The following is a 24,929-nucleotide window of genomic DNA, read 5'->3' as shown; positions in this document are numbered from 1 at the left end:
CCTGGAAAAGAGCGGAACGCTACCCCTGCACCGTGCAACCGTCTACCAGTTCTGCACGAACAGCTGGATGCCTGTCAGCAGTAGCCCGGCCCAGGCAATGCGATAGAACCAGGTGTGATTCACCCGCCCCTGCAGCCAGATGCCCAGCCACACCCCGACCACCACGATGGGCGCCAGGGCCAGACTTGCGGTCAGGCTGGTGGTGGTGAACTGCCCAAGCAGCGCATAGGGCACCAGCTTGATGGCATTGGTCAGCAGGAAGAAGCAATTCACCGTGGCGACGTAGCGCACCTTGTCCATCTGCTGCGGCAGCAGATACATCATGATCGGCGGCCCACCCGCATGGGCGACGAAACTGGTGAAGCCCGCGATGCCCGACAGTAATGTGCCCTTGGCCACCTTCGGTGTACTGGGCGCCTGGGCCGCGGCGGCGTTTAGCACGTTGAGCAGGAAGAAGACGATGGCGATGCCGCCGATCATCAGGCCGATGAGTCGCTCGCTGAGCAGACCGAAGCTCAGGGTGCCCACCAACACACCGAGCAATGCGCCAGGGAGCATGATCGTCAGGTTGCGCAGGTCCCATTTGCCGTAGAAGCGGCGCAGGCCGGTGATATCCGCCATACAGAGAATCGGCAGCATGATCGCCGCCGCCTGGGTGGGCGGCATCATCAGGGCCAGCAGCGGCACCGCAATGCCCCCCAGAGCGCCGCCGAATCCCCCTTTGGAAATGCCCGTCAGCAGGACGGCGGGAATGCCCAGTAGAAACAGCTCGGCGAATGACATCGGTGGACAGCCTGTTCAGGTGGATAAACGGACGGGGCGCCATTATGGCGGGCTTTTCGCCGAGCGCCTTCGTCCTGGTGCCCCGAAACGGGCGGTCAGCGAACACCCCGGCCCAACTGACGCAGCGACGCAAGGGCAACCGTTCGTCCAGAAGCAAGCTCCCCCCCTATTGACGTCATTTTGCTTGTGCGCAAACATTATTCAATCGCATACGCTTTCATCGCATGCGACACACAAAGTAAAACCACCACCTGGCACCCGCTCCAAGCACACGAAATGATGAGGAACTCCCCATGACCACCAAGATCGATAAAGTCATTTTCACTGGCAAGACCCATACCACCGTAGCCCACCGCGAAGGCGCGTCGCGCAATGATCATGGCCGCCTCGACATCAAACTCTCGGCCCCCCGTGGCGGCAGCGCGAACTCGGAACTCCAGTTCGACGCAACCCTGCCCCACCCCACTGCCGAGCAACTGTTCGCTGGTGCGTGGTCGGCCTGCTACATCGCCGCGATCGGGCTCGTGGCCCAGCAGCGGAAAGTGGTACTGCCGAAGGACCTGACCGTCGAGATCGAAGTAGACCTGGGCATGACCGGTAACGCCTATTTCATTCAGGCGCGATTCAACGTCAGTTTCCCGGGCGTACCGCACGAAGTCGCCGAGGCAATCGCTAAGGAAGCCCACGAGATCTGCCCGTACTCCAAAGCCACTCACGGCAACATCGACGTCGCACTGAATGTGATCGCCGATTGATGCACCGCTCACCTAGCGCATCGCGAGCCACATAAAAAACCGCCCCGGCCTGAAAGCCGGGGCGGTTTTTTAGTTCGCGTGGCACGGTTGGCGTTGCCCTGGGCTAATTGCCCGCACGCCCCTCAGCCGACTCGAATATCGCCAGTAGATCCAGCACTGTGCTTTCCAGGTACTTCCCAGCCCGATAGTCCGGCTTCATGGCATCGCCACCGGCGATCACATCCTGCGGCCGTTCAATGAAACGACCAACCAGCGTGAAGCGTTCGTCCAGCACCGCCACGAGGGGGATCGGAATGCGTTCCAGTCCAAGGCGCTCCTGCAAATCGTCCTCCGCGCGCCCCTTGGAGATGATGGCCAGATCGACGCGCGGCTGCAGGCGATGCAGGAAGTCCATGACGGTGACGTTGATCTGGCAGTCCGGGCACCACATCTCACCCACCACCAGCAGGTGGTAGCGACCCTGCACGGCCTGCAGGCGCTGCCGAGTGATTTCGCTGAGCGCGCCGGGTTCGGCCAGTTTGCGCTGCACCGCCTGCACGGCGGCGATTTCTGCCGGCAGACCGCGGCCGACGAACGCGTCAAAGCGTTCACCGATGGCAAAGAGTTGCTCAAAGGAGGCCATGGGGGTGTCCCTCAACTACAGAAATAAAGGTGGCATCCCAGCAGAAATACCGGGGCACGGCAAATGGGCGAGATCCGTTTGACCACGCGGGCAGTCGACCTATCCAGAGGAGCAGGCCTTCGTTCACGGCATCGCCGCCAAGGTTCTGGTTCTAGCCGAAGCCTGCCCGCGGAACCGGTGGATCAGAGCAAGCGAGGGACAACTTCGGGCAAGGCCTAATCCATCGCCAGCATCAGGAACAGCCCCACCATCAGCAACGCCGACGCCGCCAGGGCGGTACCGGCTCGAACATGATTCCAACGCGTCCAGTGCTCCACATAATCGCGCCACGGAGCGACGGCATCGGGGCTGCCCGCGTTCAGCTTTGCCAGGGCGTTGTTGCGGGGGACGTTGCACACCAGCGTGACGCCGAAATTACCCAGCAGGTACATCAGGCTGCCGACGAGCAGGAAAAAGGTACCGGGCACCTCCCAATGCACGAAGGTGTAGAGCGTGAGCAGTGCGCAGGCCGCAGTCGTGCCCAGGAAGGTGGCGAGGAAGACTCGGTTGAGCACCGTCTCGTTGATGGCCTGCATGGCAGCGATGCCGGCTTCCGGCGCAATGCGCGCCAGCGCCTGCATCACGAAGTTGGAGAAAGCGAAGAACAGCCCGCCCATCAACCCGCAGGCAATCACGGCGAGAAAGGCGAGCACAAAGGCCAGGTCATCGATAAAGGGCATGGTCGGGTTCTCAGGGGCCTTTCAGTCGGGTCCAGGCCTCGTGCTTGTGAGGTTCAGGGGAGAAGCAAAGCAGATTTATGCTTGTTTGTGCATTCGCCTTGAGTCAATAACGACCTGCCGCTGCACGGTCGCAATCTCCGCAGCGAAACCGGGCCTCTGTACGAAAAATGCCAGCGCCAGACGACTTGTTGCACAACCCTAGTAGCCAAACACACCTGTCAGGGAAATCTCCTTGTCACTTTCCAGATTGCCCCACGGATCGGTCGGCAGGCGTACCCTGACTTTCGTCGCGGTAGGGTTTGCGAAAGGCACGCTTGCAAGTTGCGTGTTGGTATTCGTAGTTTTCCCCAACAGGCCATTCACGACCGCACGAATCAACAAATGCTCGCAGTTGTTGAACCCTTGCAGATACATGGACGGCCCGCCATACACACAGGGAAGGCAATACGCGCAGAGAATATGCTTCGCGTAGTTCTTCGGGATTCCCATGATATGGAATACCTCAGCACGCGATTTCCACCTATCGTTGGCGTTATCGGCATAACCCACGTATGTCGAGTTTTCGCCGGTGTTGTGAATGATGTAGATGCAGGCGGTGGTAGCCGGCGCGGGGTTTATCGACGGCGTGAAAGCAGTTCCGCAGGCGGGCCCCATCGTCCATGAGTGATGGGATTTGAAATCAAATTCCACAGTGGCCATTTTGGTACTCCCTTACCATTGGATTTAAGTGACGTACACGACTCATCGGCTCTACTGGGTGAAGCTGGATTAACGCCCTACCCAGAGCAACTGATTCGAGCCTGATATTGCTGGAAAGCGCTTGATGCTTAGTTAGCAGATGAAACCGCACAAACGGCCAGACCGGCAGGAATTGGCTCTCGCTACAGCCGCATGCGAACGGTATAGCACACCGTTCGTCCCCCATCCGCCTGCCTTGCTACGCCCCCGTGCATTCTGGATCAGACGAGGATTCCTACCGTCCAGTCGTCAATCGAGTTGCCGAGGACACGAGCATGGCTGAAGAAAACGAATCCAACCGGTATCTGCGTGAAGTCCGCCAATCGCCGATCCTCCGCTGGGCCCAGGGCCTGCAATGGTTCGGGGTGGTGATGTTCCTGCTGGCCGTCGGCTTGGCAGCGTTCACCGAAGTCACCTCCGCACCCGGTGGCGTCACCCTGATCGCGGTATTCGGCATGCTCGGGCTGCTGTCCCTGGTACCGGCGCGCTTCATCCTCACCGTGTACCTGATGAGCCCCGACAAGAAGCCCGGGAAAGACCAGCCTCGAAACTGACCGGCCATCACGGCACCTGAACGTAACAGGCCATTGGCCGGTCTGGTTTCAAACGCACACGGGAGGATTCGCATCATGGACAACCAATGGCAGATCAACGGCCCCGCGTATGAACAGAACGTGCATGGACTGGAGCGGGCCGGTTCCGTCGTCGGCGGTCTGATACTGGCCCGGCACGGCTTCCAGCGCGGTGGAGTGATGGGTATCTGGGATATCGGACTGGCCGCTGCCTTGCTGCTGCGTGGACTGACCGGCCACTGCTATGTGAAGGAAGTTCTGCACGACCGCCGCGAAGCCCTGAGCCACCTGCGCTCCGACCTGGAGCGCCTGCAACGAGCCGTGGACAAGCTGGCAAAAGAAGGCCCCGGCAAGGCGCCGGAGGCCTGAGTCACCGCTGGGCGCCTGGCGATCAGCGCACCGCCTTGCAGGACATCCCGGTGCCATACCAGGTCACCTTGGCTTCGCCCTGGTGCTCCCAGAAATCCATGCCGTCAGTGCTGTAGTGGGCACCGCTGGCGGCGGGCTGGCTGATGGCGATGGTCTGGTCGTTGCCATAGCTGAAGACCGCTGCAGTGGGCTCAAGGTTGTTATAGAACGCAGCGGTGAAAGGTTTGCTGTTATCCCCGCAGATGAACTCCACGGCCTTGGGCGCCATCACTGAGCCGGACTGGATCTGCAGCTCCACCAGACGCGTCTGGTAGCTCAGGGTCAGGCACTGGTTCTGATCGTCAGCCTTCCAGCACTCATCGCGCCCCTTGAGCCAGCCGCGCTGTTCTGCGCGCAGCCGCTTCTGGGTCGCCGCATCGGTCGCGGCCAGGGTTTTCTTGTAGACATCCGAAAGTTGGCGATCCAGAAGGCTCAGGTCGGCGCTCTTGCAAACCTGCTGCTCGACGCCCTGGGCCTTGGCGCAGTCGAAGGATGGACCGGATTCGGCCATGGCCAATGGGCTGGTGGCGCTGAGCGCCAATAGAAGTCCTTTTGCGGGAATCATTTCGGCCTCCAAGCCTGTGGTGGGGACGATTGCCAAGTAAAGCCCAGAGCGCCCGAAATATCCTCCCGGCAAAGGGATTACGGATCCTCCAAGCGTCGGGGAGTCAGGTCATCGTCTCCGAACAGATCAGGCTGCCTGATTAGGAAGAGGCTTTGCGCGTTCGATCCTGGCCCGACGGTCAGGCGAGTTAAGTGCTTCCAGATCGTTGCTGATATCGGCTGGAATCTGATTGGTGTGTTCGTCATGAAGGAAGTGAGCTCGGACGCCTGTAGGAGCCGGGGGGACGCCGAGTTCGTGCTGGCGAAAATGTCCGCGTTCGCTAGCAAGCTAGCTCCTACAAGGGATTCCAGGCGCTTCGACACCTAACGCAGACATAGCCTTCCTCACCTCCAGATTCTTCGCCAGGCGATTCTTGCGCCAAGAAGTCTATGCGACTACGGCCAAAGCGTGTGATCGCCCCCTCCAGCACAGGCCTCAATGCGGATGCAGCAACAGCGCGAACAACTCGGCATGGCCGCTGACGTTGAGCTTGTTGTAGAGGTTGCGCCTGTGCACCTTCACCGTCTCTGGTGAAATCCCCATGCGCTGGGCAATGGCCTTGCTGGAAAAGCCCTGGAGAATCAACCGCGCGGTGTCCGTTTCTCGCTCGGTCAGGCGCGCGTCGAATCGACCCAGGATGGTGGCCAGGTCGCTGGCCATCACTTCGTTCGCCGGCCCCTCCGGAGGCATGATCTGCACGTGCCTGCGCATGGCCGCCAGCACCCAGTCACGCACGCAGAGCAAGCGCCCGTGTTCGTGGTCGGCGAAGGCTTGCTCGCGTCCCAGCGAGAGGCTGAGCACGGCATCGTCCAGGTTGCAGATGAACTGCAGTTCGCCGCCTCCGACCACGGCGCGGAAGTAGCTCAGGTAGTACTCGCTTTGCAGGAACTGATCAGGCGCAATGGATTCAAGGCGGTGCAGGCCATCGGCGATGCCGTTGCACGCGGCCAGGTAGAAGGGATCGAGCAGGTAGCGACCCGCGCAGTAATCGGCCAGGTCCTCGCGTTCGTCCAGCCCGCCGCGGAACTCGAAGTCGGCCAGCAGCTGCGGCACGCGGCCCGGACGCATCAGTGCCACCAACGCGTTGTCCACGGGAACCAGCAGCCGCAGCGTATCCACCAGGCTGCGCCAGAAGCCTTCCTGCCCCAGGCTGGCGAACATGCGCGCCAGCCCCTGGTGCATCGGCAGTTCTCTCAACAAGGCTTCCACGCTCTACCCCTTTCGCATAACCCGTGATGGGAATGTCCAGCACCGCTTCGGACCTCTAGCCTCGGAACCCTCGACCACCAAGGGCCTGCCAGGGGCCAGGAGTGCCGCATCATGCTTCGTCACCGCTCGTACCTCAACCTCGGATTCGGTGCCTGCCTGTCGGCGTGGCTGTCGACCGCCGCAGCCGACGCACCCACCGTCCACGTATACAACTGGTACGACTACATCGGCCAGACCACGCTGGCGGACTTCAAGCGCGATACGGGCATCATGCCGGTATACGACACCTTCGACAGTGCCGAGATGCTGGAAGGCAAATTGCTCACCGGTGGCAGCGGCTACGACGTGGTGGTGGCCAGCAACTTCAGTCTGCCAACCCTCATTCAGGCCGGTGTACTGGAGCCCCTGGACCCGTCCCGGCTGCCCAACTTCAAGCACATGGATCAGGACCTGCTGGCCAAGCTGGCCGTCAACGATCCCGGCAATCGCTACGCCGTGCCTTACCTCTGGGGCACCAACGGCATCGGCTACAACGTCGACAAGGTCCGCGCCGCGCTGGGCGACCAGGCCCCGGTGAACTCCTGGGACCTGCTGTTCAAGGAGGAGAACCTGGCCAAGCTGAGCCAATGTGGCGTGGCGATGCTCGATTCGCCTTCCGAGGTACTGCCCATCGTCCTGCACTACCTGGGACTGCCACCCAACAGCACCAACCCCGACGACTACAAGAAAGCCGAGGCCTTGCTGCTCAAGCTGCGCCCCCATATCGCCTATTTCAACTCATCGAAGTTCATCAGCGACCTGGCCAACGGCAACATCTGCGTGGCCCTGGGCTGGTCCGGCGGCATGCTGGAAGCCAGGACCAACGCCGAGCAGGCTGCGAATGGCGTGAAGATCGAATACAGCCTGCCGACCGAAGGCGCGCCCGTGTGGTTCGACACCCTGGTGCTGCTCAAGCAGTCGCCGCACCCCGACCAGGGCCTGGCGTTCATCGACTACCTGATGCGGCCGGAAGTCATCGCACCGATCTCCGATTTTCTCCGCTACCCCAACGGCAATCGCAACGCCACGCCGATGGTCGCCGAAGCCACCCGCAACGACCCCAGCGTTTATCCGCCGGCCGAGGCCATGGCCAGGCTGTTCACCCTGGAGCCACTGCCCAAGAAAGCCGAACGCGTGCGCACGCGCGTCTGGAGCAAGGTGAAGAGTGGCCAGTGATCCAACCCTCCATCCTTCCTGTAACCACCTGCCATGAGAAAAACGATGAAACCACGTGCCCGCGACCTCGGACTCCAGTTTGGCCAACTGCAACCTGGCTTCCTCAATGCCATTACCGATGTACCCGGCGTGCGGGTCGGCCATTGCGATATACGCGGCCGCTCGGCCGAAGGGCGTGATATCCAGACCGGCGTCACGGTGATCGAACCACGCCCGGGCTCGACCAACCTGCAGCCCTGTTTCGCAGGCGTCCACATCCTCAACGGCAACGGCGATGCTACCGGCCTTGAGTGGATTCGCGAGGCTGGCCTGCTGACCAGCCCGATCGCCTTCACCAATACCCACAGCGTAGGCACCGTGCGGGACGCACTGATTGCCCTGGACCGCGAGGAGCAACCCCAGGATGGCCGGCTGTACTGGAACATGCCGGTGGTGCTGGAAACCTTCGATGGCCTGCTCAACGACATCAACGGCTTTCACGTGCGTACCGAGCATGTGGCCCAGGCCCTGGGCAATGCTGTAGATGGCCCGGTGACCGAAGGCGCGGTCGGCGGCGGCAGCGGCATGATCTGCCATGAGTTCAAGGGTGGCATCGGTACCGCCTCGCGCCGACTGAGCGCCGAGCAAGGCGGCTGGACGGTCGGCGCCATCGTACAGGCCAACCACGGTGTCCGGCGGGAGCTGCGCGTCGATGGCTACCCGGTGGGCCGCTACATGGAGCAGGTGGACTCCCCCTTCCTCAAGGCCCGTCTGCCACACCCTGGCATGGGCTCGATCGTCGTCTGCCTGGCCACTGACGCGCCCTTGCTGCCGCACCAGTGCACGCGCCTCGCCCAGCGCGCCAGCATCGGCCTGGCCCGAACCGGTGGCGGAACGGAAGATCACAGCGGCGACATCTTCGTGGCCTTCTCCACCGGCAACCAGCACCTGCCGGCCCCCGCCTACGAGGCCAAGGGTGCGCCGACCTGCGACAACCTGCGCATGGTCAACAATGACCACATCAGCGAGTTGTTCCTCGCCGCCGCCGAAGCCGTGGAAGAAGCCATCATCAACGCGATGCTGGCCTCGCCCACCACCGAAGGTAACGGCCATAGGGTGCCGGGGCTGGACGTCGAAGCCCTGACCAAGGCGCTGCACCAGGCGGGCTGGCCGGGCCAGAAACCCTGACAAGGGCGAACGCTTCCTGTGGGGGCGATTTCATTCGCCCCCACAGGAGAAGCCGCCGCCCGTGCCGAGCCGACCCAATAGGTTTACCATTGCGCCCTTTACTCTCCACTGGCTGCTCCCCAATGACCGACCCCGTCCGCTTGTCCAAATGCGTTATCGAACTCACCGGCTGTTCGCGCCGGGAGGCGGAGCTCTATATCGAGGGCGGCTGGGTGACGGTCGATGGCGAGGTGGTGGAGCAGCCGCAGTTCAAGGTTGAAGGCCAGACAGTCGCTCTGCTCCCTGGCGCCACGCCCGACCCGCAGGAGCCGGTGACGCTCTTGTTGAATCAGCCCGCCGGCCTGTCCTTCGAAGCCGCCCAACGCGTGCTCAACCCTGAAAGCCGCTGGCCGGAAGACCGTGCCACTGTGCGCCTGCTGCGCAGCCACTTCGCTCGCCTGACCACCACCCTGCCGCTGCAACCAGGCGCCAGCGGGCTATTGGTGATGACCCAGGACTGGCGAGCCCTGCGCAAGCTCAACGAAGACGCGAACAAGCTGGAACAGGAATATGTCGTCGAAGTCACCGGCACGATGCTGGACAAGGGCCTCGAGCGCCTGAAACGGGGCATCAAGGTCAAAGGCCAGGACCTGCCACCGGTGAAGGCCAGCTGGCAGAACGAAACCCACCTGCGCTTCGCCCTGAAGAACCCCAAACCAGGCCTGATCGCCGCCTATTGCAGCGCCGTTGGCCTGAAGGTCGTCGGTATGAAGCGCATCCGCATCGGCGGCGTGCCCATGGGCAAGGTGCCGGTCGGGCAATGGCGCTACCTGGGGCAGGCCGAGCGGTTCTGAGGCACGGCGGCATCCTGTAGGGGTTGAGTGAAGACTCGTAGGATGCACTGCCGCATCCTACAAGGAATTCGCCCTCGCATTCCCGGCGAACGATTCCGGAAAATCCTCCCGCAAGGCTGCGGAAATCCACTGGCTGAACCACTCCACATCCGCCGACACCGGCCCTGGCGGCGTCAGCAGTTGGTAACTCTCCAGCGGCACATCCACATCGACGGCCTTCACCAGGCGGCCGTTCTCAAGCTCCTGGCGCACCAACACCTCATTGGCCAGGGCGATGCCTCGCCCGCCTTCGGCCAGGGACAGCACGTAGTCGTTGCTGACGTAAAGCACGTCCGCACTCACCTGCACCTCTACGCCGACACGGGCGAACCAGAGGTTCCACCATTCGCTGTCGTAGTGGATGAGGTCGTGGCGGGCCAGGTCCTCGGCGCGCTCGATGGAGCCGCTGTGGGCCAGGTACTCCGGTGAACACACGGGGAACACCCGCGGCTGCATGAGGATCGTACTAGCGCTGCTGTAATCCCCCGGCATGCCGTAGACGATGCCGAGGTCTGCGCTCTTGCCGTCGACTTCGGTGAAGGTGGAATTGGGTTCGATGACGATCTTCAGCCCCGGCCGCATGCGGCTGACGGCCTCTAGCTTGGGCGTCAGCCAGCGCTTGGCGAAGGCCGGCACGGCGAGGATCTTCAGCCAGCGCACTGCACCTTTCTTCGCCACTTCGTCGCCGGCATCGGCGATCTGCGCCAAAGCGGAGCTGATGCGCGCGTAGTACTGGCGCCCAGCCGGCGTAAGCTCGACGCCACGCGGCGTACGGTTGAACAACTGCACCCCCAGCCACTCTTCCAGCAGCTTTACATGGCGACCGATGGCGGGCTGGGTGACATGCAGGGCCTTCGACGCAGCGACATAGCTGCCCAACTGGGCGGCAGCCTCGAAGGCGCGCACCGCGTTGAGAGGGGGCAAACGGCGAATGGGCATGGACGCGAGGGCACCTTTTTGCTGTTAGTTTTTTTAATAGCACATGTAAGAAAATTGAGCTTTATAGCCTGCATCCCCTGCCAGATGATCGGCCCCGAGGCACGAAGAACAACAACCTCGCCCGATCAACTCCCTGTTGCCCCGGCATTGCCGGGACTGCCTAGAACAACAATCGAAAGCCCGAGGCCCGGAACGTCCGCCAGCATACGCGGCCGCCCGAACCACGGGGAACAGGAGAAGTAGTGATGAATGCTGTGCATGTCCCGTTGCCCGCGGCGGCGGTCTCGGTTCGTTCGGTACGCAAGGTGTATGGCGACCCGCAGAACGGGCCGGTAGCCCTGAAGAGCGTGGATCTGGATATCCGCGACAACGAGTTCTTCACCCTCCTCGGCCCATCCGGCTGCGGCAAGACCACCCTGCTGCGGATGATCGCCGGGTTCGAGTTCCCCAGCGCCGGGGAAATCCTCCTCTACGGCGAGAACATCGCCGACCTGCCACCCTTCCAGCGGCCGGTCAACACTGTGTTCCAGCACTACGCCCTGTTCCCCCACATGACCATCACGGAGAACCTCGCTTTTGGCCTGGAGTCCCACCCCATGGGCAAGCGCATGAGCCGCGCCCAGGTCGCCGAGCGGGTCCGCGAGATGCTCGCGATGGTGCAGATGGAACGCTTCGCCGAGCGCCGTCCGAGTCAGCTGTCCGGCGGCCAGCAACAACGCGTCGCACTGGCCCGCGCCCTGGCGCCGCATCCCAAGGTCCTGCTGCTGGACGAGCCACTCTCGGCCCTTGATCTCAAGCTGCGCCAGGCCATGCGCGAGGAGCTCAAGAGCATCCAGGCGCGCACCGGCATCACCTTCATCTTCGTCACACACGACCAGGAAGAAGCCCTGGCCATGTCCGACCGTATCGCCGTGCTCTCCGAAGGCCGGGTGCAACAGGTCGGGCGCCCGGACGAAATCTACGAGCAGCCACGCAATCGCTTCGTGGCGGACTTCATCGGCGAAACCAACTTCATCGAGGCACGGCTGCTGCAGGAAGACGGCCCCCAGGCGATCTATCAGGGGCCGGGCGGCAAGCCGTTCCGCGCCACCGCCCGCGAAGGCGTCAAGCCTGGCCAGGACGTCTGCCTGTCGATTCGCCCGGAACGCCTACACCTGGTGGAGCCGGCCCAGAGCGGCGCAATTCCCTGCCGCGTCGACAACCAGGTCTACCTCGGCACCGACCTGCACTACCACGTCAGCCTCGGTGATGGCAGCCGCCTGACCGTGCGTACGCCAAACCGTGGCGGCCAGAGCCCGCGCTTCCGCCCCGGCGAAGCTGCCGCCCTGCTGCTCGATCCGGACAGCGCCAGCGTACTGCTGGATTGAACCCGTCACCTGCCAACGGTCAACTGCCATGAACCCGACATCCCTTGCGCCCGGTGCCATGCTTGCGCGCCGCCAGGCCATGCAGAGCTTCCTCGGCGTGTCGCCCGCCCTGGTCGCCATTGGCCTGTTTCTGATCCTGCCGATCCTGATCGTGGTGGCCTATTCGCTGATGGAGGCCAACCCCTACGGCGGGGTCAACCGCGTCTTCAGCGCCGAGTCCTACCTGTCGTTGCTGTTCGAGCGCCAACTCGACGACAGCCTCGCCTTCGCCGACTCCTACCTGGTGATCGCCCTTCGCTCGGTGGGCATCGCCGCCGCCACCACCCTCACCACCCTGCTGGTGGGTTTCCCGGTCGCGGTCTGGCTGTCCATGCAGCCGCCCCACCGGCGCGGCCTGCTGATCTTCCTGATCACCGTGCCCTTCTGGGCCAACCTGCTGATCCGCACTTACGCCTGGATCCTGCTGCTGCGTGGCACCGGCGTGGTGAACACCGGCCTGATGGGCCTGGGGCTGATCGACCAGCCGCTGGAACTGCTCTACACCGACGGCGCGGTGCTGCTCGGCCTGGTCTACACCTACGCGCCATTCGTGGTGCTGCCGATCTACGCCTGCCTGGAGAAGATGGACATGCGCCTGCTGGAAGCCGCGCAGGACCTGTATGCGGGCCGCGTGCGCACCCTGCGCAAGGTCGTCCTGCCCATCGCCCGGCCGGGCATCCTCGCCGGCGCCATCCTCACCTTCGTGCCCTGCCTGGGCGCCATGATCGCCCCGGAACTGCTGGGCGGCGGGACGAAGATGATGCTCGGTAACCTGATTTTCCGGCAGTTCAGCGACGCCCGTAACTGGCCCTTCGGCGCAGCCCTGTCGTTGGTGCTGATGGCCGCGGTGATGCTGGTGCTGACCTTCTATGCGTTGCGCGCCGAGCGCCAGCGCCTTGCACGCGGAGGTATGTGATGTTGCACCTGTTGAGCAATCGCCGTCTGGGCGTCCAGGACTTTCCCGGCTTCGGCGGTTTCAGCTTCCTGTTCTACCTGTACCTCTACGCGCCGATCCTGGTGCTGGTGATCTTCTCCTTCAACGCCAACCAGTCGGCCACCATCTGGACCGGTTTCAGCCTCGACTGGTACCGCGCCGCCTTCGCCAACCAGGCGCTGCGCCAAGCCGCCGGCAACAGCCTGCTGATCGCCGTGTGCGCCAGCCTGGCGGCCACCGCCATCGCCACCCTGGCGGCGCTCGGCACCTCGCGGGGCGCGAAGTTCAAGGGCATGCGCCTATCCATCGGCGCAATCATGCTGCCACTGGTGCTCCCGGAGATCGTGGTCGGCGTCGCTACCCTGGCGCTGTTCTCGACCCTTGGGCTGTCGCTGGGCTACGGCAACCTGATCATCGCCCACACGGTGTTCTGCATTCCCTTCGCCTACCTGCCGATCCGAGCCCGGCTCGACGACATGGACCTGTCCCTGGAGCAGGCCGCCGCCGACCTCTATGCCGGCCAGTGGCGCACTTTCCGCAAGGTCACCCTGCCCCTGCTGATGCCGGGGATCGTCTCCGGGCTGATGCTGGCCTTCATCGTCTCGCTGGATAACTTCGTGATTTCGATGATGGTCTCCCAGGCTGGCACCACCACCTTGCCGATCTTCATCTTCGGCCTGCTGCGAATGGGCGTAACGCCCGACGTGAATGCGGTTTCCACCTTGATCCTCGGGGTCTCCGTGCTGTTCGTGACCCTGTCCTATCTGCTCGGCAAGAAGAAACACTGAACTGGAGAGCCAACCCATGAATGCAGTGATAAAAACCCTGGGCGCCGGCCTGGCGCTGGGCCTTAGCCTGTCCGCCCAGGCCGACGGCCAACTCAACGTAGTGAGCTGGAGCGGCTACTTCTCGCCGCAGATCCTGGAGAAGTTCCAGAAGGAAACCGGCATCAAGGTCACGGTGGACTCCTACGACTCCAACGAAACCCTGCTAGCCAAGCTCAAGCAGGGCGGCACCGGCTACGACGTGGCCATCCCCTCTCACCAGTTCGTGCCGATCCTGGTGCAGGAGAACCTGCTGGAGCGCTTCGACCCGGCACAGCAGCCCTACTACGCCGGCATCGTCGACAACCTGAAGAAAAGCACATGGGACCCGGAAGGCGCCTACTCCGTGCCCTTCATCTGGGGCACCACCAGCGTCGTGGTGGACACCAGCACCTACAAGGGTCCGACCGACAGCCTGGCGCTGCTCTTCCAGCCGCCGGCCGAACTGCAGGGCAAAATCAACATGTTCGACTCGGCCAGCGAAGTGATCGACGCCGCCAGCGTCTACCTGGATATCCCGCTGTGCAGCGAGGACCCCAAGCAGATGCAGCAGGTGCTGAACCTGTTGAAGGCGCAGAAGCCCTTCGTGAAGACCTACAGCTCCAAGGCCGGCTCCATCCGCGAGAACCTCGCCTCGGGCGAGATCGACATGTCGCTGTTCTGGGGCGGCTCGTCCATGCGTGCTCGCGAAATGAAGCCTAGTCTGCGCTACCTCTATCCGAAGGAAGGCGTAATGGCCTGGGTGGACAACCTGGTGATCCCCAAGGGCGCACGCAACCCGGATAGCGCGAAACGCTTCATCGCGTTCCTCAGCCAGCCGGAAAACGCCGCACTGACGCAGAATTTCCTCAAGCACCAGAGCCCGGTCAAAGGCGTGGAACCCTATCTGGACGCCAGCCTGAAGGACGCTCCGGAACTGCACATCCCCGACGGCACCAAGGTGCTCTTCAGCAAGACCTGCGGCGAAGGCGCCATCCGCCTGGCCGACCGCGTCTGGACCAACCTGATGCGCTGAGCCGCCTGGCCCCGCTCGCCTGGGCGGGGCCTCCCGCAATCCGCCGTTTACCCAAGGCAGAACCATGAGCAAGAACGAACCCATCAGTGAGCTGGTGCAACTGCCGGCCCACCAGCTTTCCCTGCGCATCCGCCAGCGCCAGGTGTCCTGCCGCGAGGTAATGCAGGACTACCTGGCCCATATCGAGCGTTTCAACCCTCGGGTGAATGCCCTGGTCAGCCTGCAACCGGCCGAACAGCTGCTGGCCGAAGCCGACCAGCGTGACGCGGAACTCGCCCGTGGCGACTACAAGGGCTGGATGCACGGCCTACCCCATGCGGTGAAGGACCTGTCCCTCACCCAAGGCATCCGCACCACCTTCGGCTCACCGTTGTACAAGGACCATATCCCCGAGCGCGACGGCATCATGGTCGAGCGCCTGAAGGCCGCCGGCGCCCTAATCATCGGCAAGAGCAACACCCCGGAATTCGGCCTCGGCTCGCAGACCTACAACCCGCTGTTCGGCGCCACCGGCTGCGCCTACGACCCATCTCGCACCGCCGGTGGTAGCAGCGGCGGCGCGGCGGCGGCGCTGGCCATGCGCCTGGTGCCGGTGGCCGACGGCAGCGACATGATGGGTTCGCTGCGCAACCCGGCGGCGTTCAACAACATCATCGGCTTCCGCCCCTCCCAGGGCCGGGTGCCCTTCGACGACGCCGCCGACCTGTTCCTCGACCAGTTGGGCTACGAAGGTCCCATGGGCCGCAATACCCGTGATGTCGCCCTGCTGCTGTCGGTACAGGCCGGTGGGGACGCGCGCTCGCCGCTGTCCATCGCCACCGGCAGCCAGGACTTCGCCGGCGACCTGGACCGTGAATTCAAGGGCACCCGTCTCGGCTGGCTGGGCGACTTCGACGGCTACCTGCCCATGGAGCGCGGCGTACTGGAGCTGTGCCGCAAGGCCCTCAAGGACTTCGAAGCCCTCGGCTGCACAGTCGACGAAGCCCGGCCTGACTATGCCATGGCCCAGCTCTGGAGCACCTGGCGCACCCTGCGCCATTGGCAGGTGGCCAGCTCACTCGGTGGCCACTATGCGGACCCGGCCAGGCGCGAGCAACTCAAGCCGGAAGCCATCTGGGAAGTGGAGAACGGCCTGCAACTGTCGGCCATGGACGTGTCCCGCGCCTCCGCCGCTCGCACCGACTGGTACCGCGCCATCTGCCAACTGTTCGAACGCTACGACTACCTGCTGCTGCCCAGCGCCCAGGTGTTCCCCTTCGACAAGACCCAGCACTGGCCAAAGGAGATCGCGGGCCGCGCCATGGACACCTACCACCGCTGGATGGAAGTGGTGATCCCCGCCAGCCTATCCGGCTGCCCGGCGGCCAACGTGCCGGTGGGTTTCGACAGCCGCGGCCTGCCCATGGGCCTGCAGATCATCGGCCCGCACCAGGCGGACCTCGCCGTACTGCAACTGGCCCATGCCTTTGAGCAGGCCAGTGGCTGGACCCAGCGTGTGCCGGGGTGCCTGGTGGTTTGAGGGAGTCTGCCGTGCTTTGTGGGGGCGAATTCATTGGCCGAGGGATGCGCAGCGTCCCCGAAAACCCAAGGGCAGCCCTTCGACCGGCGCATGAATTGGCTGTATCTGCATTGCCCGTAGGAGTTGGCTTGCCAGCGAATTGCCCCGTTTCGCTGGCAAGCCAGCACCTACAAGGCTCTTGGCCCGATGGTCAATCTCTCGCAACAGCAAACGCAGACATGGCGAATGAACTCGCCCCTACAACTGCTGTTCCTGGCCGGTACGGCTTTCCTGCGGTCGCTGGCCGGACGATGCCGTTCGTTCGGCTGGGTTGGCGCTCAGGCGCTGGAACTCGAACACCGGCGTCTTGGCCGGTTTGCTTCGGAGGGCGACGCTACCCGGCCCCTGGCCGGCGTACTGGCCGTACACGCCCAACATGAACATGCCAATCACCATGAAGATGGCGGCACGCTCGATCGACCTGGGGTTCTTGCCGGAAGGCTGGTGCAGGACCTGCAGCCTCGGCGAACGGGATGCGCGCTTCATCAGTCGTCCAGGAGCCGGTCCATCAATTCCAGGCCCAGGCGCTGGGTGCTGGATTCGTCCCGCAGCTCGCGCTGGCTGATGCCGGCCACCTTGGTCCGGGGGATGGCGAGATGCTGGTTGCGCAGGGTGATGGAATAACTGCCATCAGGCTCCCACAAGCACTCGAACTGAAAGGTGACGCTCATTTTGTTCAAGGTGTCCTCAACCTGGCGAAGCATCAAATTATTCATTCTCAGTCCTCCCCACCAATCGAGTGGCCGGACTGAAAAACCTAGCAGGGAAACTCGCCACGTAAATGTCATTGGGCGGCTATTCATCGGAAAGCTTCTTCCAACTCAGTGACAACCCCGTTGCAGAGCCTTTGCAGACAAACGGTCCTTGAAACCTTCCTCAGCGGGTACGTCACTTGCCATAAGGCAAGTTCGAGGCGGCCCGCATGCCCAACGATCCTGTTGCACCCGTGTTCGGCGTCGAGGAAAGCTTCTTCCTGGTCGACACACGCAGCCGCAACCTGCCAACGCAACTGCCGGATGGATTTCTCGAGGCGGCGCGAGACGCGTTCAGGGAAGGCTTCAGCCAGGAAATGTTCCAGAGCGTCGTGTGCCTGGACATGGCCCAACCGACCCTGCTGGAAATCAATGAGGCCCGCGCCTGCCTGTTGGAACGGCGTACCCGCCTGGCCGCCATCGCCAGGGAGCATCAGCTGGCGCCACTTTGTGCGGGTTCCCACCCCTTCGCCGACTGGCATGTGCAGGTGCCGTCGGATGACCCGCACTACCAGCCCCTCTTCGAAGACCAGCGGATGATCGCTCACCGCAGCCTGGTCTGCGGCATGCGCGTGCATGTGGTAGTGCCGCTGGAGATCGACCGCATCCAGGTGATGAACCGGGTACTGGGCTGGCTTCCGCTGCTGCTGGCGCTGAGCACCTCATCGCCTTTATGGAACGGCCGCCCAACCGGGTTGATGAGCTATCGCCAGGCGGTGTGCGCCGAGTGGCCGCACAAGGGCATTCCCGAGCACTTCCCCGACGAGCCTGCCTTCGACGCCTATCTGCAGTGGCTGATGGCCTCGGGATCGATACGCCGCGAAGGCGACCTGGCCTGGTGCATTCGCCCATCGCCACGCTTTCCCACCCTGGAACTCCTCGCGGCCGATGCCTGCCCCTCAGTGGAAGACGCCCTGTGCATCGTCGCCCTGTTCCGCGCCCTGGTCAGTTGGGCCATGGCCCAGGACGATGGCGACCCGCAAGACGCCCCCTTGCAGCGCCTGGTCCTGAAGGAGAACCACTGGCGCGCCATGCGCTTCGGCATCCACGGCATGTACCTCGACGGCTCGGGCGAGGCCAGCCTCTCTGCCGGGGCTTGGCTGGCAAGGGCGTACGCCTGCTTTGGCGAACTCGCCGAGTCGGAGGGTGATGGCCAGGCTTTCGTCCGTGGCCGGCACGTGCTGCGCTACGGCAGCAGCGCCGACCGGCAGCTACTGCGCTACCGGGAAGCCCTGCAGTCCGGCCTGCCCCGGCAGCAGGCGCTGGTGGCCGTCATCGACGAGCTGATTGCCGAAACCAGTGGTGGTTAACCGACCGGGCTGACCTTCAAGACACAGGAAATGCTCTGGGTGCGGCCGTCCCAGATATAGCGGAAGTGCGCGCCCTGCACCGGCAGGGTGACCGCAGGCGGGCGGAAGGCCGCCACGCACTCGTGGCCCGGCAGGCGCACGCTGTTGTACAGCAGCCCCCACTTGCCGGCATTGCGGTGAAGCCCAGCGAAGGCCTGGCTGGTGCCGTAACTGGCCATATCCGGATCATGCAGCTCGACACGGTCGCGCACATCGAGCATCGGGCTGACCACCTTGTTCACATAGGCCCGTAGCGTGATTTCAATGCTCGCCTCCCGGGTGGCACGCCAGAAGTGCTCCTGGTGGTAACGGGTTTCGGCGATGGCCGCGTCGAGGGAGCTTGCGCAGTAGTAGACGCCGAAACTGCCGTCGGTAAAGCGGCTGGCGCGACCAATATGGGTGAACACGGCCATCACCACGGTAGCGCCGCTGCCACTGACACGGTCTTCGGGGGCAACGCGGGAAATCTCCCCCACCTGGTCGCGCAAGCGGTCGTTGGTCATGGCCTCGATGGCGTAGGCCAGGTCCAGCTCATCGGGGTCGAGGGTGTCCTCGAATACGGAAATGGGCGGGAAGGCGCTGTTGACCAGGCGATAGGCCTTGTTCCAGTCGGGAATCCGTTCCACCAGCAACTCCTCGGTCATCAGCCTCGCACTCCATCGAGATAACGGCGCACATCGGCCACATCCACCACCTGGCCGCCGAGCATGTATTCCAGGGCGCTGCGGCCGTTGAAGGGTGCCGCGCTGTTGGGCTTGTGCACCCATTCGTAGGCACGCGCTTCCTGGTTGCTGAAGAGGATACGCAGGGACTTGTGGATGCCCATCAGGTAGGAGATGCGCTCCAGCGTGTCGTGTGGCAGGCGCACGCTGGGCAGCTTCTTGTAGCTGAAGTAGGTGGTGTTGCCGATGGAGCCGAGCAAGGTGCGCTGCTGCTCCTTGGAGCAACCCCACTTGTCCATCAGGTTGAAAAAGAACTTCAGGGCCACGCGGCCGGCTTCGCCGCTCTGGAGGTCCGGAATGGCATGGCGGGCAGGGCTGCTCATGGCGTCTCCTGGGTGAATGACTATGCGCTCAACTCTACTACTGATCCGAACTATTTCAAGTTTTCTATTCGTATACGGAGTCACTTTTGTCCCGCTGACGGCCTTCATGCGCGATCAATGGAAAAAAGCGCCAATGTACCGGAGCGCTCAGGACCTAGGCCCCACCGTCCACCCTGGCTAGAGTGCTGGCGCACGCCATTCGCGAGGGCCACCGCCATGCTCGACGCCACCACCGCCCGCCGCTCCCGTTACCTGGAGAACCGTCACCTGGCCCTGGCCCTGTTCGCCAAGCAGGGCTACGGCCAGGTGAGCATGCGCGACCTGGCGGCACAGCTGGGAATCAAGGCCGGCTCCATCTACCACCACGTGGAAAGCAAGGAAGCGCTGCTGTTCGAGTTCATCGAAGAGCTCTACGAGCAGTTGCTGGACAATGCCGCCCTGGCCACCCGCCGACACCGCGACCCCGCCACGTGCCTGGCCGCGCTGATCGACGCCCACCTCGCCCTGCATCAGCCCATGGGCCTGCACTTCCGCCTCGCCGAACTGGAAGCCCGCTGCCTCTCCGGCGAGCGCCTGGAACAGGCCCGCGCACTTCGCCAAGCCTATGAAGCCGCCCTGCTGGAACCCTTGCAGCAACTGGCCGGCCAGCCCCTGGATGCCGCCGGACGCGGTGCCGTAGCCGGCATCGTGTCACTGCTCAACCAGTTGCCTGCCTGGCTGGACGCCAGCGGCCTGCCGGCTGAACAAGGGCTGGAGTTGATGAAACGGATGGTCCTGGGCAGCGTGCGCGGTGCCATGCGTCTGCCCTGAGGCGGGTGCACCGTCGCAAACAGCCGGGCTACCGACCGGGCAGCCCATCAAACTGCATGGCGATTGAAATGGCTCTGTCTGCGTTAAGTGTTGAAGGTCCTGGAATCCCTTGTAGGAGCTCGCTTGCTGGCGATTTCGGACGGTGCGTCAGGCCGGAAGAAACCGCATCTCCTTGCTCTCGCCCAGCAGGAACGCCCGGTTGTACTCGGCGCTTTCGCGCAGGTACTCCGCCGCCAGGGCGATGCGTTTCAGCTTGCGCAAGTCCTCGCGGTAATACATCCAGAACTGCCGCGTGACCTCCACCTGCCCCGGCAGCACTTCCACCAGCCGCGGGTCGGGCCCGGCAATGAAGCACGGCAGGATGGCCATCGCCCGGCCCTGCAGCGCCGCGTGGTACTGGGCGATCACGCTGGTGCTGCGCAGATGGCTGACCGCGCCGGGAATCACATCCTCCAGATAGAGCAGCTCCGGGCTGAACGCGAGGTCATCGACATAGGTGACGAACGCCCGTCCGGCCAGGTCCTCGCGGCGTTCGATCGGTCCCTGGCGTTCCAGGTATTCGGGCGTCGCGTATAGCCGCAGCCGGTAGTCGCACAGCCGCGAGCAGACATAAGGCCCCCGCTCCGGGCGCTCCAGGGCAATCGCGATGTCCGCGTCGCGGCGCGACAGGCTGATGAAGTGCGGCACCGGCAGGATGTCCACCGAAATGTGCGGATAGCGGTCCTGGAAACGGCTCATCTGTGCCGTGATGAAGTAGGACCCGAAACCTTCGGTGGAACCGATGCGCAGATGCCCGGACAACGCCAGGCTGGTGCCCGAAACCTGCTCGCAGGCGGCCTGCAGGGTGCTCTCCAGCGACTCGGCATAGCTCAGCAGGCGCTGCCCCTCCGGCGTCAGGACAAATCCGGCATTGCGTGATTTCTCGAACAGCAGCGCGCCCATGCCCTGCTCCAGGGCACGGATGCGCCGCGACACCGTGGTGTAGTCCACATCCAGGCGCCGGGCAGCGGTGCTGGCGGTACGGGCGCGCGCCACTTCGAGGAAGTACTTGAGGTCGTCCCAGTTCAGGCGGCCGACCAGGGTAGGATTTTTTTGCATATCGAACCGGTTTTTTTGGCTATTCCAAGGCGTATTTGTGCCTACCTATACTCGGTCCAACGCACCTTGGCCAGCTTCCAGGGCCAGCCCGCCAGACAACAACAAAGGAAAGGCGACCATGAGCGACAACCGGCATCCCTTCGTCACCGCCCGCGACTTCCTGTTGGCCCATCGCACCGACTACGACACCGCCGTGCGCGAGTTCAGATGGCCGGAGCTAAAGGAATTCAACTGGGCGCTGGACTACTTCGATGTGATGGCCAAGGGCAACGAAGCCCCGGCGCTCTGGATAGTCGGCGACCAGGGTCGCGAGCAGCGCTACAGCTTCCAGGACCTGTCGACCCGCTCCAACCGCGTCGCCAACCACTTGCGCCAGCTCGGCGTGCAACGCGGCGAGCGCATCCTGCTGATGCTCGGCAACGAGGTTGCGCTCTGGGAGATCATGCTGGCGGCCTTCAAGATCGGCGCCGTGGTCATCCCCGCCACCGCGCTGCTCACCCCGGAAGACCTGCGCGACCGCCTCGATCGGGGCCGGGTCCGCCATGTGATCGCCGGCAGCGCCAATGTGCAGAAGTTCGACGGACTGGCCGGTGACTACACCCGCCTCTGCGTCGGCGAGCCGGTACCGGGCTGGATCAGCCACGCCGACGCCCTCGCCTGTTCCGGCGAATTCGAGGCCGACGGCCCCACCCTCGCCACCGACCCGCTGCTGCTCTACTTCACCTCCGGCACCACCTCCAAGCCCAAGCTGGTTCTGCACAGCCACCAGAGCTACCCGGTGGGCCACCTCTCCACCCTCTACTGGATCGGCCTGCAGCCCGGCGACGTACACCTGAACATTTCCTCCCCCGGCTGGGCCAAGCACGCCTGGAGCTGCTTCTTCGCCCCCTGGAACGCCGGTGCCTGCGTATTCATCTACGACGTCCCGCGCTTTTCCGCCCGCGGCCTGCTGGAAACCCTGGCCAGCCACGGCGTCACCAGCCTCTGCGCACCGCCCACCGTGTGGCGCATGCTGGTGCAGGAAGACCTCGCCGCCTACCGCTCGCGCCTCAGCCTGCGGGAGCTGGTGGGCGCCGGCGAACCGATGAACCCGGAGATCATCGAACACATCCGGCAAGCCTGGGGCCTGCCCCTGCGTGACGGCTTCGGCCAATCGGAAACCACCGCGCTGATCGGCAACACCCCCGGCCAGACGCTCAAGGTCGGCTCCATGGGGCGCCCGCTCCCTGGCTACCGCGTGGTGCTGCTGGATGCCGACGGCAACCCGCGTGAGGAAGGCGAAGTCGCGCTGCAGTTCGACCCGCGCCCCCTGGGCCTGATGACCTGCTACGAAGACAGCCCGGAGAAAACCGCTGAAGTCACCCGTGGCGGCCACTACCGCACCGGTGACACCGCCGCCCGCGATGCCGAGGGCTACATCACCTTCGTCGGCCGCGCCGATGACGTGTTCAAGTCCTCGGACTACCGCATCAGCCCCTTCGAGCTGGAAAGCGCCCTGATCGAGCATGACGCCGTCATGGAAGTCGCCATCGTGCCAAGCCCGGACCCGGTGCGCCTGGCCGTGCCTAAGGCCTTCCTCATCCTTGCGCCGGGCCATGTTCCAAGCCCCGCCCTGGCCGAGGTGATCCTCGCCTTCGCCCGCGAACACCTGGCGCCTTATAAGCGGGTGCGCCGCCTGGAGTTCGTCAGCGAACTGCCCAAGACCATCTCCGGGAAGATCCGCCGCGTCGAGCTGCGCCGCATCGAACTGCAGCGCCGCCAGGATCACACGCGAGCCGAGCTGGAGTTCTTCGAAGAAGACTTCCCGGCCCTGCGGACCGAGACCGCTCGCTGACCCACCCCATTCACCGGGGCCGAACCATCGGCCCCATGGGCGACCTCGCCCTGACGATTCACTCACGACAGGATAGGAACCATGAGCCAGAACACCGCCATCCCCACCGTCAAACTGCTGATCGACGGCAAGCTGGTCGAGTCCCGCACCAGCCAATGGCGCGATGTGGTCAACCCGGCGACCCAGGAAGTCCTGGCTCGCGTGCCCTTCGCCACTGAAGACGAAATGAACGCCGCCGTGGCCAGTGCCAGGGAAGCCTTCAAGACCTGGCGCAAGACCCCCATCGGCGCCCGCGCGCGCATTTTCCTCAAGTACCAGCAACTGATCCGCGAGAACATGAAGGAACTGGCCGCGCTGCTCACCGCCGAACAGGGCAAGACCCTGCCGGACGCCGAGGGCGACATCTTCCGTGGCCTGGAAGTCGTGGAGCACGCCGCCAACATCGGCACCCTGCAGATGGGCGAACTGGCCAACAACGTCGCAAACGGCGTGGACACCTACACCCTCAACCAGCCGCTGGGCGTATGCGCCGGCATCACCCCCTTCAACTTCCCGGCGATGATCCCGCTGTGGATGTTCCCGATGGCCATCGCCACCGGTAATACCTTCGTCCTCAAGCCATCCGAGCAGGACCCGATGGTGACCATGCGCCTGGCCGAACTGGCCATCGAAGCCGGGATTCCGGCCGGCGTGCTCAACGTCATCCACGGCGGCGTCGACGCGGTGAACCTGCTCTGTGACCACCCGGACATCAAGGCCGTGTCCTTCGTCGGTTCCACCAAGGTGGGCACCCACGTCTACAACCGCGCCACCGCCAACGGCAAACGCGCCCAGTGCATGATGGGCGCCAAGAACCACGCCATCATCCTGCCCGACGCCCACAAGCAGCAGACCCTCAACAACCTCGCCGGCGCGGCCTTCGGCGCGGCGGGCCAGCGCTGCATGGCGCTCTCGGTGGTAATCCTGGTCGGCGAGGCACAGACGTGGCTGCCGGACCTGATTGAAAAAGCCAAGACCCTGAAGATCGGTGCCGGTGTCGAGCCGGGCACGGATGTAGGCCCGGTAGTCTCCTGCGCCGCACTGGACCGCGTCAGCAGTCTGATTGCTGCGGGCGAGCGGGAAGGCGCGCAGTTGGTACTCGATGGCCGCAACCCGCAGGTGACCGGCTACGCCAGCGGCAACTTCGTCGGTCCAACCATCTTCGCCGGCGTCACCCCGGAGATGAGCATCTATCGCGACGAGATCTTCGGGCCGGTGCTCTGCGTGGTGAACGCCGCCACCCTGGACGAGGCCATCGCCTTCATCAATGCCAACCCGAACGGTAACGGCACCGCTCTATTCACCCGTTCCGGCGCCGCCGCGCGGCACTTCCAGGAAGAGATCGATGTCGGCCAAGTGGGCATCAACGTGCCGATCCCGGTACCGGTCCCGCTGTTTTCCTTCACCGGTTCCCGCGCCTCCAAGCTCGGCGACCTCGGCCCCTACGGCAAGCAAGTGGTGCAGTTCTACACCCAGACCAAGACCGTGACCTCGCGCTGGTTCGACGAAGACGAAGTGGGCGGCGCGGTCAACACCACCATCACCCTCAAATAATCACCGCCCCGTAGGTTGGCGTAGAGCGAAGCCAAACCCAACGTTCCCGGACACCGGGGTCGTTGGGCCACGCGCAGCTCGAACCAACCCATAAAACCTGCAAGAGAG

27 protein-coding genes are annotated in these 24,929 nt (G+C 63.9%); 15 read left to right on the top strand and 12 right to left on the bottom strand.

The features are described from left to right. Positions 1-42: 42 nt before the first annotated feature. Entirely contained in the window at positions 43-783 is a 741-nt protein-coding gene (locus E8F20_RS21625; protein ID WP_280285580.1) for a sulfite exporter TauE/SafE family protein, read from the bottom strand. 293 nt (positions 784-1,076) lie between these two features. Here E8F20_RS21625 and E8F20_RS21620 point away from each other — a divergent pair, with 293 nt between their 5' ends. Further along, positions 1,077-1,538 carry an Ohr family peroxiredoxin gene (locus E8F20_RS21620; protein WP_280285579.1) on the top strand — a complete coding sequence of 154 codons (462 nt, stop codon included), beginning with the start codon at positions 1,077-1,079 and terminating at the stop codon, positions 1,536-1,538. Positions 1,539-1,641: 103 nt separating this feature from the next. Here the strand turns inward: E8F20_RS21620 and E8F20_RS21615 are convergent, their stop codons facing one another. The 3 genes from E8F20_RS21615 to E8F20_RS21605 all read right to left on the bottom strand — a co-directional run bounded on the left by E8F20_RS21615 (position 1,642) and on the right by E8F20_RS21605 (position 3,578). Beyond that, the gene (locus E8F20_RS21615) at positions 1,642-2,160 is read right to left on the bottom strand and encodes a thioredoxin family protein (RefSeq protein WP_280285578.1); all 519 of its coding nucleotides are present in this window, start codon (positions 2,158-2,160) and stop codon (positions 1,642-1,644) included. 215 nt (positions 2,161-2,375) lie between these two features. Further along, positions 2,376-2,879, bottom strand: a complete 504-nt coding sequence (locus tag E8F20_RS21610) for an anthrone oxygenase family protein (RefSeq protein WP_280285577.1) — start codon at positions 2,877-2,879, stop codon at positions 2,376-2,378. A gap of 198 nt (positions 2,880-3,077) precedes the next feature. Then, positions 3,078-3,578 (bottom strand): hypothetical protein, encoded by a 501-nt coding sequence (locus tag E8F20_RS21605; RefSeq protein WP_280285576.1) that lies wholly within the window; start codon positions 3,576-3,578, stop codon positions 3,078-3,080. 314 nt (positions 3,579-3,892) lie between these two features. Here E8F20_RS21605 and E8F20_RS21600 point away from each other — a divergent pair, with 314 nt between their 5' ends. Beyond that, positions 3,893-4,171, top strand: a complete 279-nt coding sequence (locus E8F20_RS21600; protein WP_280285575.1) for a hypothetical protein — start codon at positions 3,893-3,895, stop codon at positions 4,169-4,171. Between the two features lie 75 nt (positions 4,172-4,246). Continuing rightward, a complete protein-coding gene (locus E8F20_RS21595; protein WP_280285574.1) occupies positions 4,247-4,558 on the top strand; it encodes a YgaP-like transmembrane domain in 312 nt (103 codons plus the stop codon). 22 nt (positions 4,559-4,580) lie between these two features. Here the strand turns inward: E8F20_RS21595 and E8F20_RS21590 are convergent, their stop codons facing one another. Beyond that, complete coding sequence (locus E8F20_RS21590) at positions 4,581-5,162, bottom strand: MliC family protein (RefSeq protein WP_280285573.1); 582 nt, start codon at positions 5,160-5,162, stop codon at positions 4,581-4,583. 474 nt (positions 5,163-5,636) lie between these two features. Beyond that, a complete protein-coding gene (locus tag E8F20_RS21585) occupies positions 5,637-6,410 on the bottom strand; it encodes a LuxR C-terminal-related transcriptional regulator (RefSeq protein ID WP_280285572.1) in 774 nt (257 codons plus the stop codon). 111 nt (positions 6,411-6,521) lie between these two features. Here E8F20_RS21585 and E8F20_RS21580 point away from each other — a divergent pair, with 111 nt between their 5' ends. The 3 genes from E8F20_RS21580 to E8F20_RS21570 all read left to right on the top strand — a co-directional run bounded on the left by E8F20_RS21580 (position 6,522) and on the right by E8F20_RS21570 (position 9,625). Then, positions 6,522-7,625, top strand: a complete 1,104-nt coding sequence (locus E8F20_RS21580; RefSeq protein ID WP_280285571.1) for a polyamine ABC transporter substrate-binding protein — start codon at positions 6,522-6,524, stop codon at positions 7,623-7,625. Positions 7,626-7,670: 45 nt separating this feature from the next. Beyond that, complete coding sequence (locus E8F20_RS21575; RefSeq protein ID WP_280285570.1) at positions 7,671-8,792, top strand: P1 family peptidase; 1,122 nt, start codon at positions 7,671-7,673, stop codon at positions 8,790-8,792. A 122-nt stretch (positions 8,793-8,914) separates the two neighbouring features. Next, a complete protein-coding gene (locus E8F20_RS21570; RefSeq protein WP_280285569.1) occupies positions 8,915-9,625 on the top strand; it encodes an rRNA pseudouridine synthase in 711 nt (236 codons plus the stop codon). 57 nt (positions 9,626-9,682) lie between these two features. Here E8F20_RS21570 and E8F20_RS21565 read toward each other — a convergent pair whose 3' ends face one another. Beyond that, on the bottom strand, positions 9,683-10,603 hold the full coding sequence (locus tag E8F20_RS21565; protein ID WP_280285568.1) for a LysR substrate-binding domain-containing protein: 921 nt from the start codon (positions 10,601-10,603) through the stop codon (positions 9,683-9,685). Between the two features lie 245 nt (positions 10,604-10,848). Here E8F20_RS21565 and E8F20_RS21560 point away from each other — a divergent pair, with 245 nt between their 5' ends. The 5 genes from E8F20_RS21560 to E8F20_RS21540 all read left to right on the top strand — a co-directional run bounded on the left by E8F20_RS21560 (position 10,849) and on the right by E8F20_RS21540 (position 16,301). Then, a complete protein-coding gene (locus E8F20_RS21560; RefSeq protein WP_280285567.1) occupies positions 10,849-11,970 on the top strand; it encodes an ABC transporter ATP-binding protein in 1,122 nt (373 codons plus the stop codon). A gap of 28 nt (positions 11,971-11,998) precedes the next feature. Further along, on the top strand, positions 11,999-12,925 hold the full coding sequence (locus E8F20_RS21555) for an ABC transporter permease (protein ID WP_280285566.1): 927 nt from the start codon (positions 11,999-12,001) through the stop codon (positions 12,923-12,925). Next, positions 12,925-13,731 carry an ABC transporter permease gene (locus E8F20_RS21550; protein ID WP_280285565.1) on the top strand — a complete coding sequence of 269 codons (807 nt, stop codon included), beginning with the start codon at positions 12,925-12,927 and terminating at the stop codon, positions 13,729-13,731. The genes E8F20_RS21555 and E8F20_RS21550 overlap by 1 nt, the downstream gene beginning before the upstream one ends. Positions 13,732-13,747: 16 nt before the next feature. Continuing rightward, a complete protein-coding gene (locus tag E8F20_RS21545) occupies positions 13,748-14,782 on the top strand; it encodes an extracellular solute-binding protein (RefSeq protein ID WP_280285564.1) in 1,035 nt (344 codons plus the stop codon). 64 nt (positions 14,783-14,846) lie between these two features. Continuing rightward, on the top strand, positions 14,847-16,301 hold the full coding sequence (locus tag E8F20_RS21540; protein WP_280285563.1) for an amidase: 1,455 nt from the start codon (positions 14,847-14,849) through the stop codon (positions 16,299-16,301). Positions 16,302-16,538: 237 nt separating this feature from the next. Here E8F20_RS21540 and E8F20_RS21535 read toward each other — a convergent pair whose 3' ends face one another. After that, positions 16,539-16,826: a hypothetical protein gene (locus E8F20_RS21535; protein WP_280285562.1), complete on the bottom strand. Its 288-nt coding sequence runs from the start codon at positions 16,824-16,826 to the stop codon at positions 16,539-16,541. After that, positions 16,826-17,011, bottom strand: a complete 186-nt coding sequence (locus E8F20_RS21530) for a hypothetical protein (protein WP_280285561.1) — start codon at positions 17,009-17,011, stop codon at positions 16,826-16,828. The genes E8F20_RS21535 and E8F20_RS21530 overlap by 1 nt, the downstream gene beginning before the upstream one ends. Before the next feature lie 251 nt (positions 17,012-17,262). On the opposite strand from E8F20_RS21530, the gene E8F20_RS21525 reads away from it, so the two are divergent. Beyond that, entirely contained in the window at positions 17,263-18,402 is a 1,140-nt protein-coding gene (locus E8F20_RS21525; RefSeq protein WP_280285560.1) for a carboxylate-amine ligase, read from the top strand. Here E8F20_RS21525 and E8F20_RS21520 read toward each other — a convergent pair. Continuing rightward, a complete protein-coding gene (locus tag E8F20_RS21520) occupies positions 18,399-19,085 on the bottom strand; it encodes an RES family NAD+ phosphorylase (RefSeq protein ID WP_280285559.1) in 687 nt (228 codons plus the stop codon). The genes E8F20_RS21525 and E8F20_RS21520 overlap by 4 nt on opposite strands. Further along, a complete protein-coding gene (locus E8F20_RS21515; RefSeq protein ID WP_280285558.1) occupies positions 19,085-19,486 on the bottom strand; it encodes an MbcA/ParS/Xre antitoxin family protein in 402 nt (133 codons plus the stop codon). Before E8F20_RS21515 ends, E8F20_RS21520 begins: the two co-directional genes overlap by 1 nt. A gap of 216 nt (positions 19,487-19,702) precedes the next feature. Between E8F20_RS21515 and E8F20_RS21510 the strand changes: the two genes are divergently transcribed. Further along, on the top strand, positions 19,703-20,296 hold the full coding sequence (locus tag E8F20_RS21510) for a TetR/AcrR family transcriptional regulator (protein ID WP_280285557.1): 594 nt from the start codon (positions 19,703-19,705) through the stop codon (positions 20,294-20,296). A gap of 147 nt (positions 20,297-20,443) precedes the next feature. Here the strand turns inward: E8F20_RS21510 and E8F20_RS21505 are convergent, their stop codons facing one another. After that, on the bottom strand, positions 20,444-21,394 hold the full coding sequence (locus E8F20_RS21505; RefSeq protein WP_280285556.1) for a LysR family transcriptional regulator: 951 nt from the start codon (positions 21,392-21,394) through the stop codon (positions 20,444-20,446). Positions 21,395-21,512: 118 nt separating this feature from the next. Between E8F20_RS21505 and E8F20_RS21500 the strand changes: the two genes are divergently transcribed. Both E8F20_RS21500 and E8F20_RS21495 read left to right on the top strand, forming a co-directional pair. After that, positions 21,513-23,228: an AMP-binding protein gene (locus E8F20_RS21500; protein ID WP_280285555.1), complete on the top strand. Its 1,716-nt coding sequence runs from the start codon at positions 21,513-21,515 to the stop codon at positions 23,226-23,228. An 81-nt stretch (positions 23,229-23,309) separates the two neighbouring features. Further along, on the top strand, positions 23,310-24,821 hold the full coding sequence (locus E8F20_RS21495; protein ID WP_280285554.1) for a CoA-acylating methylmalonate-semialdehyde dehydrogenase: 1,512 nt from the start codon (positions 23,310-23,312) through the stop codon (positions 24,819-24,821). Positions 24,822-24,929: the final 108 nt, after the last annotated feature.

It is taken from the genome of Pseudomonas sp. BN415 (assembly GCF_029871195.1).
GTDB lineage: Bacteria > Pseudomonadota > Gammaproteobacteria > Pseudomonadales > Pseudomonadaceae > Metapseudomonas > Metapseudomonas resinovorans.
The sequence above is the reverse complement of the archived record's forward strand: the minus strand, read 5'-3'. Positions and strand labels throughout refer to the sequence as shown.

Bases quoted from the DNA above. Each gene is read 5' to 3' on its own strand.
- E8F20_RS21590 (WP_280285573.1), bottom strand. From the start codon at position 5,162: ATGATTCCCGCAAAAGGACTTCTATTGGCGCTCAGCGCCACCAGCCCA.
- E8F20_RS21550 (WP_280285565.1), top strand. From the start codon at position 12,925: ATGTTGCACCTGTTGAGCAATCGCCGTCTGGGCGTCCAGGACTTTCCC.
- E8F20_RS21510 (WP_280285557.1), top strand. From the start codon at position 19,703: ATGCTCGACGCCACCACCGCCCGCCGCTCCCGTTACCTGGAGAACCGT.
- E8F20_RS21580 (WP_280285571.1), top strand. From the start codon at position 6,522: ATGCTTCGTCACCGCTCGTACCTCAACCTCGGATTCGGTGCCTGCCTG.
- E8F20_RS21560 (WP_280285567.1), top strand. From the start codon at position 10,849: ATGAATGCTGTGCATGTCCCGTTGCCCGCGGCGGCGGTCTCGGTTCGT.
- E8F20_RS21615 (WP_280285578.1), bottom strand. From the start codon at position 2,160: ATGGCCTCCTTTGAGCAACTCTTTGCCATCGGTGAACGCTTTGACGCG.
- E8F20_RS21500 (WP_280285555.1), top strand. From the start codon at position 21,513: ATGAGCGACAACCGGCATCCCTTCGTCACCGCCCGCGACTTCCTGTTG.
- E8F20_RS21575 (WP_280285570.1), top strand. From the start codon at position 7,671: ATGAAACCACGTGCCCGCGACCTCGGACTCCAGTTTGGCCAACTGCAA.
- E8F20_RS21535 (WP_280285562.1), bottom strand. From the start codon at position 16,826: ATGAAGCGCGCATCCCGTTCGCCGAGGCTGCAGGTCCTGCACCAGCCT.
- E8F20_RS21600 (WP_280285575.1), top strand. From the start codon at position 3,893: ATGGCTGAAGAAAACGAATCCAACCGGTATCTGCGTGAAGTCCGCCAA.
- E8F20_RS21620 (WP_280285579.1), top strand. From the start codon at position 1,077: ATGACCACCAAGATCGATAAAGTCATTTTCACTGGCAAGACCCATACC.
- E8F20_RS21555 (WP_280285566.1), top strand. From the start codon at position 11,999: ATGAACCCGACATCCCTTGCGCCCGGTGCCATGCTTGCGCGCCGCCAG.
- E8F20_RS21605 (WP_280285576.1), bottom strand. From the start codon at position 3,578: ATGGCCACTGTGGAATTTGATTTCAAATCCCATCACTCATGGACGATG.
- E8F20_RS21525 (WP_280285560.1), top strand. From the start codon at position 17,263: ATGCCCAACGATCCTGTTGCACCCGTGTTCGGCGTCGAGGAAAGCTTC.
- E8F20_RS21570 (WP_280285569.1), top strand. From the start codon at position 8,915: ATGACCGACCCCGTCCGCTTGTCCAAATGCGTTATCGAACTCACCGGC.
- E8F20_RS21530 (WP_280285561.1), bottom strand. From the start codon at position 17,011: ATGAGCGTCACCTTTCAGTTCGAGTGCTTGTGGGAGCCTGATGGCAGT.
- E8F20_RS21625 (WP_280285580.1), bottom strand. From the start codon at position 783: ATGTCATTCGCCGAGCTGTTTCTACTGGGCATTCCCGCCGTCCTGCTG.
- E8F20_RS21515 (WP_280285558.1), bottom strand. From the start codon at position 19,486: ATGAGCAGCCCTGCCCGCCATGCCATTCCGGACCTCCAGAGCGGCGAA.
- E8F20_RS21565 (WP_280285568.1), bottom strand. From the start codon at position 10,603: ATGCCCATTCGCCGTTTGCCCCCTCTCAACGCGGTGCGCGCCTTCGAG.
- E8F20_RS21545 (WP_280285564.1), top strand. From the start codon at position 13,748: ATGAATGCAGTGATAAAAACCCTGGGCGCCGGCCTGGCGCTGGGCCTT.
- E8F20_RS21505 (WP_280285556.1), bottom strand. From the start codon at position 21,394: ATGCAAAAAAATCCTACCCTGGTCGGCCGCCTGAACTGGGACGACCTC.
- E8F20_RS21595 (WP_280285574.1), top strand. From the start codon at position 4,247: ATGGACAACCAATGGCAGATCAACGGCCCCGCGTATGAACAGAACGTG.
- E8F20_RS21520 (WP_280285559.1), bottom strand. From the start codon at position 19,085: ATGACCGAGGAGTTGCTGGTGGAACGGATTCCCGACTGGAACAAGGCC.
- E8F20_RS21540 (WP_280285563.1), top strand. From the start codon at position 14,847: ATGAGCAAGAACGAACCCATCAGTGAGCTGGTGCAACTGCCGGCCCAC.
- E8F20_RS21495 (WP_280285554.1), top strand. From the start codon at position 23,310: ATGAGCCAGAACACCGCCATCCCCACCGTCAAACTGCTGATCGACGGC.
- E8F20_RS21610 (WP_280285577.1), bottom strand. From the start codon at position 2,879: ATGCCCTTTATCGATGACCTGGCCTTTGTGCTCGCCTTTCTCGCCGTG.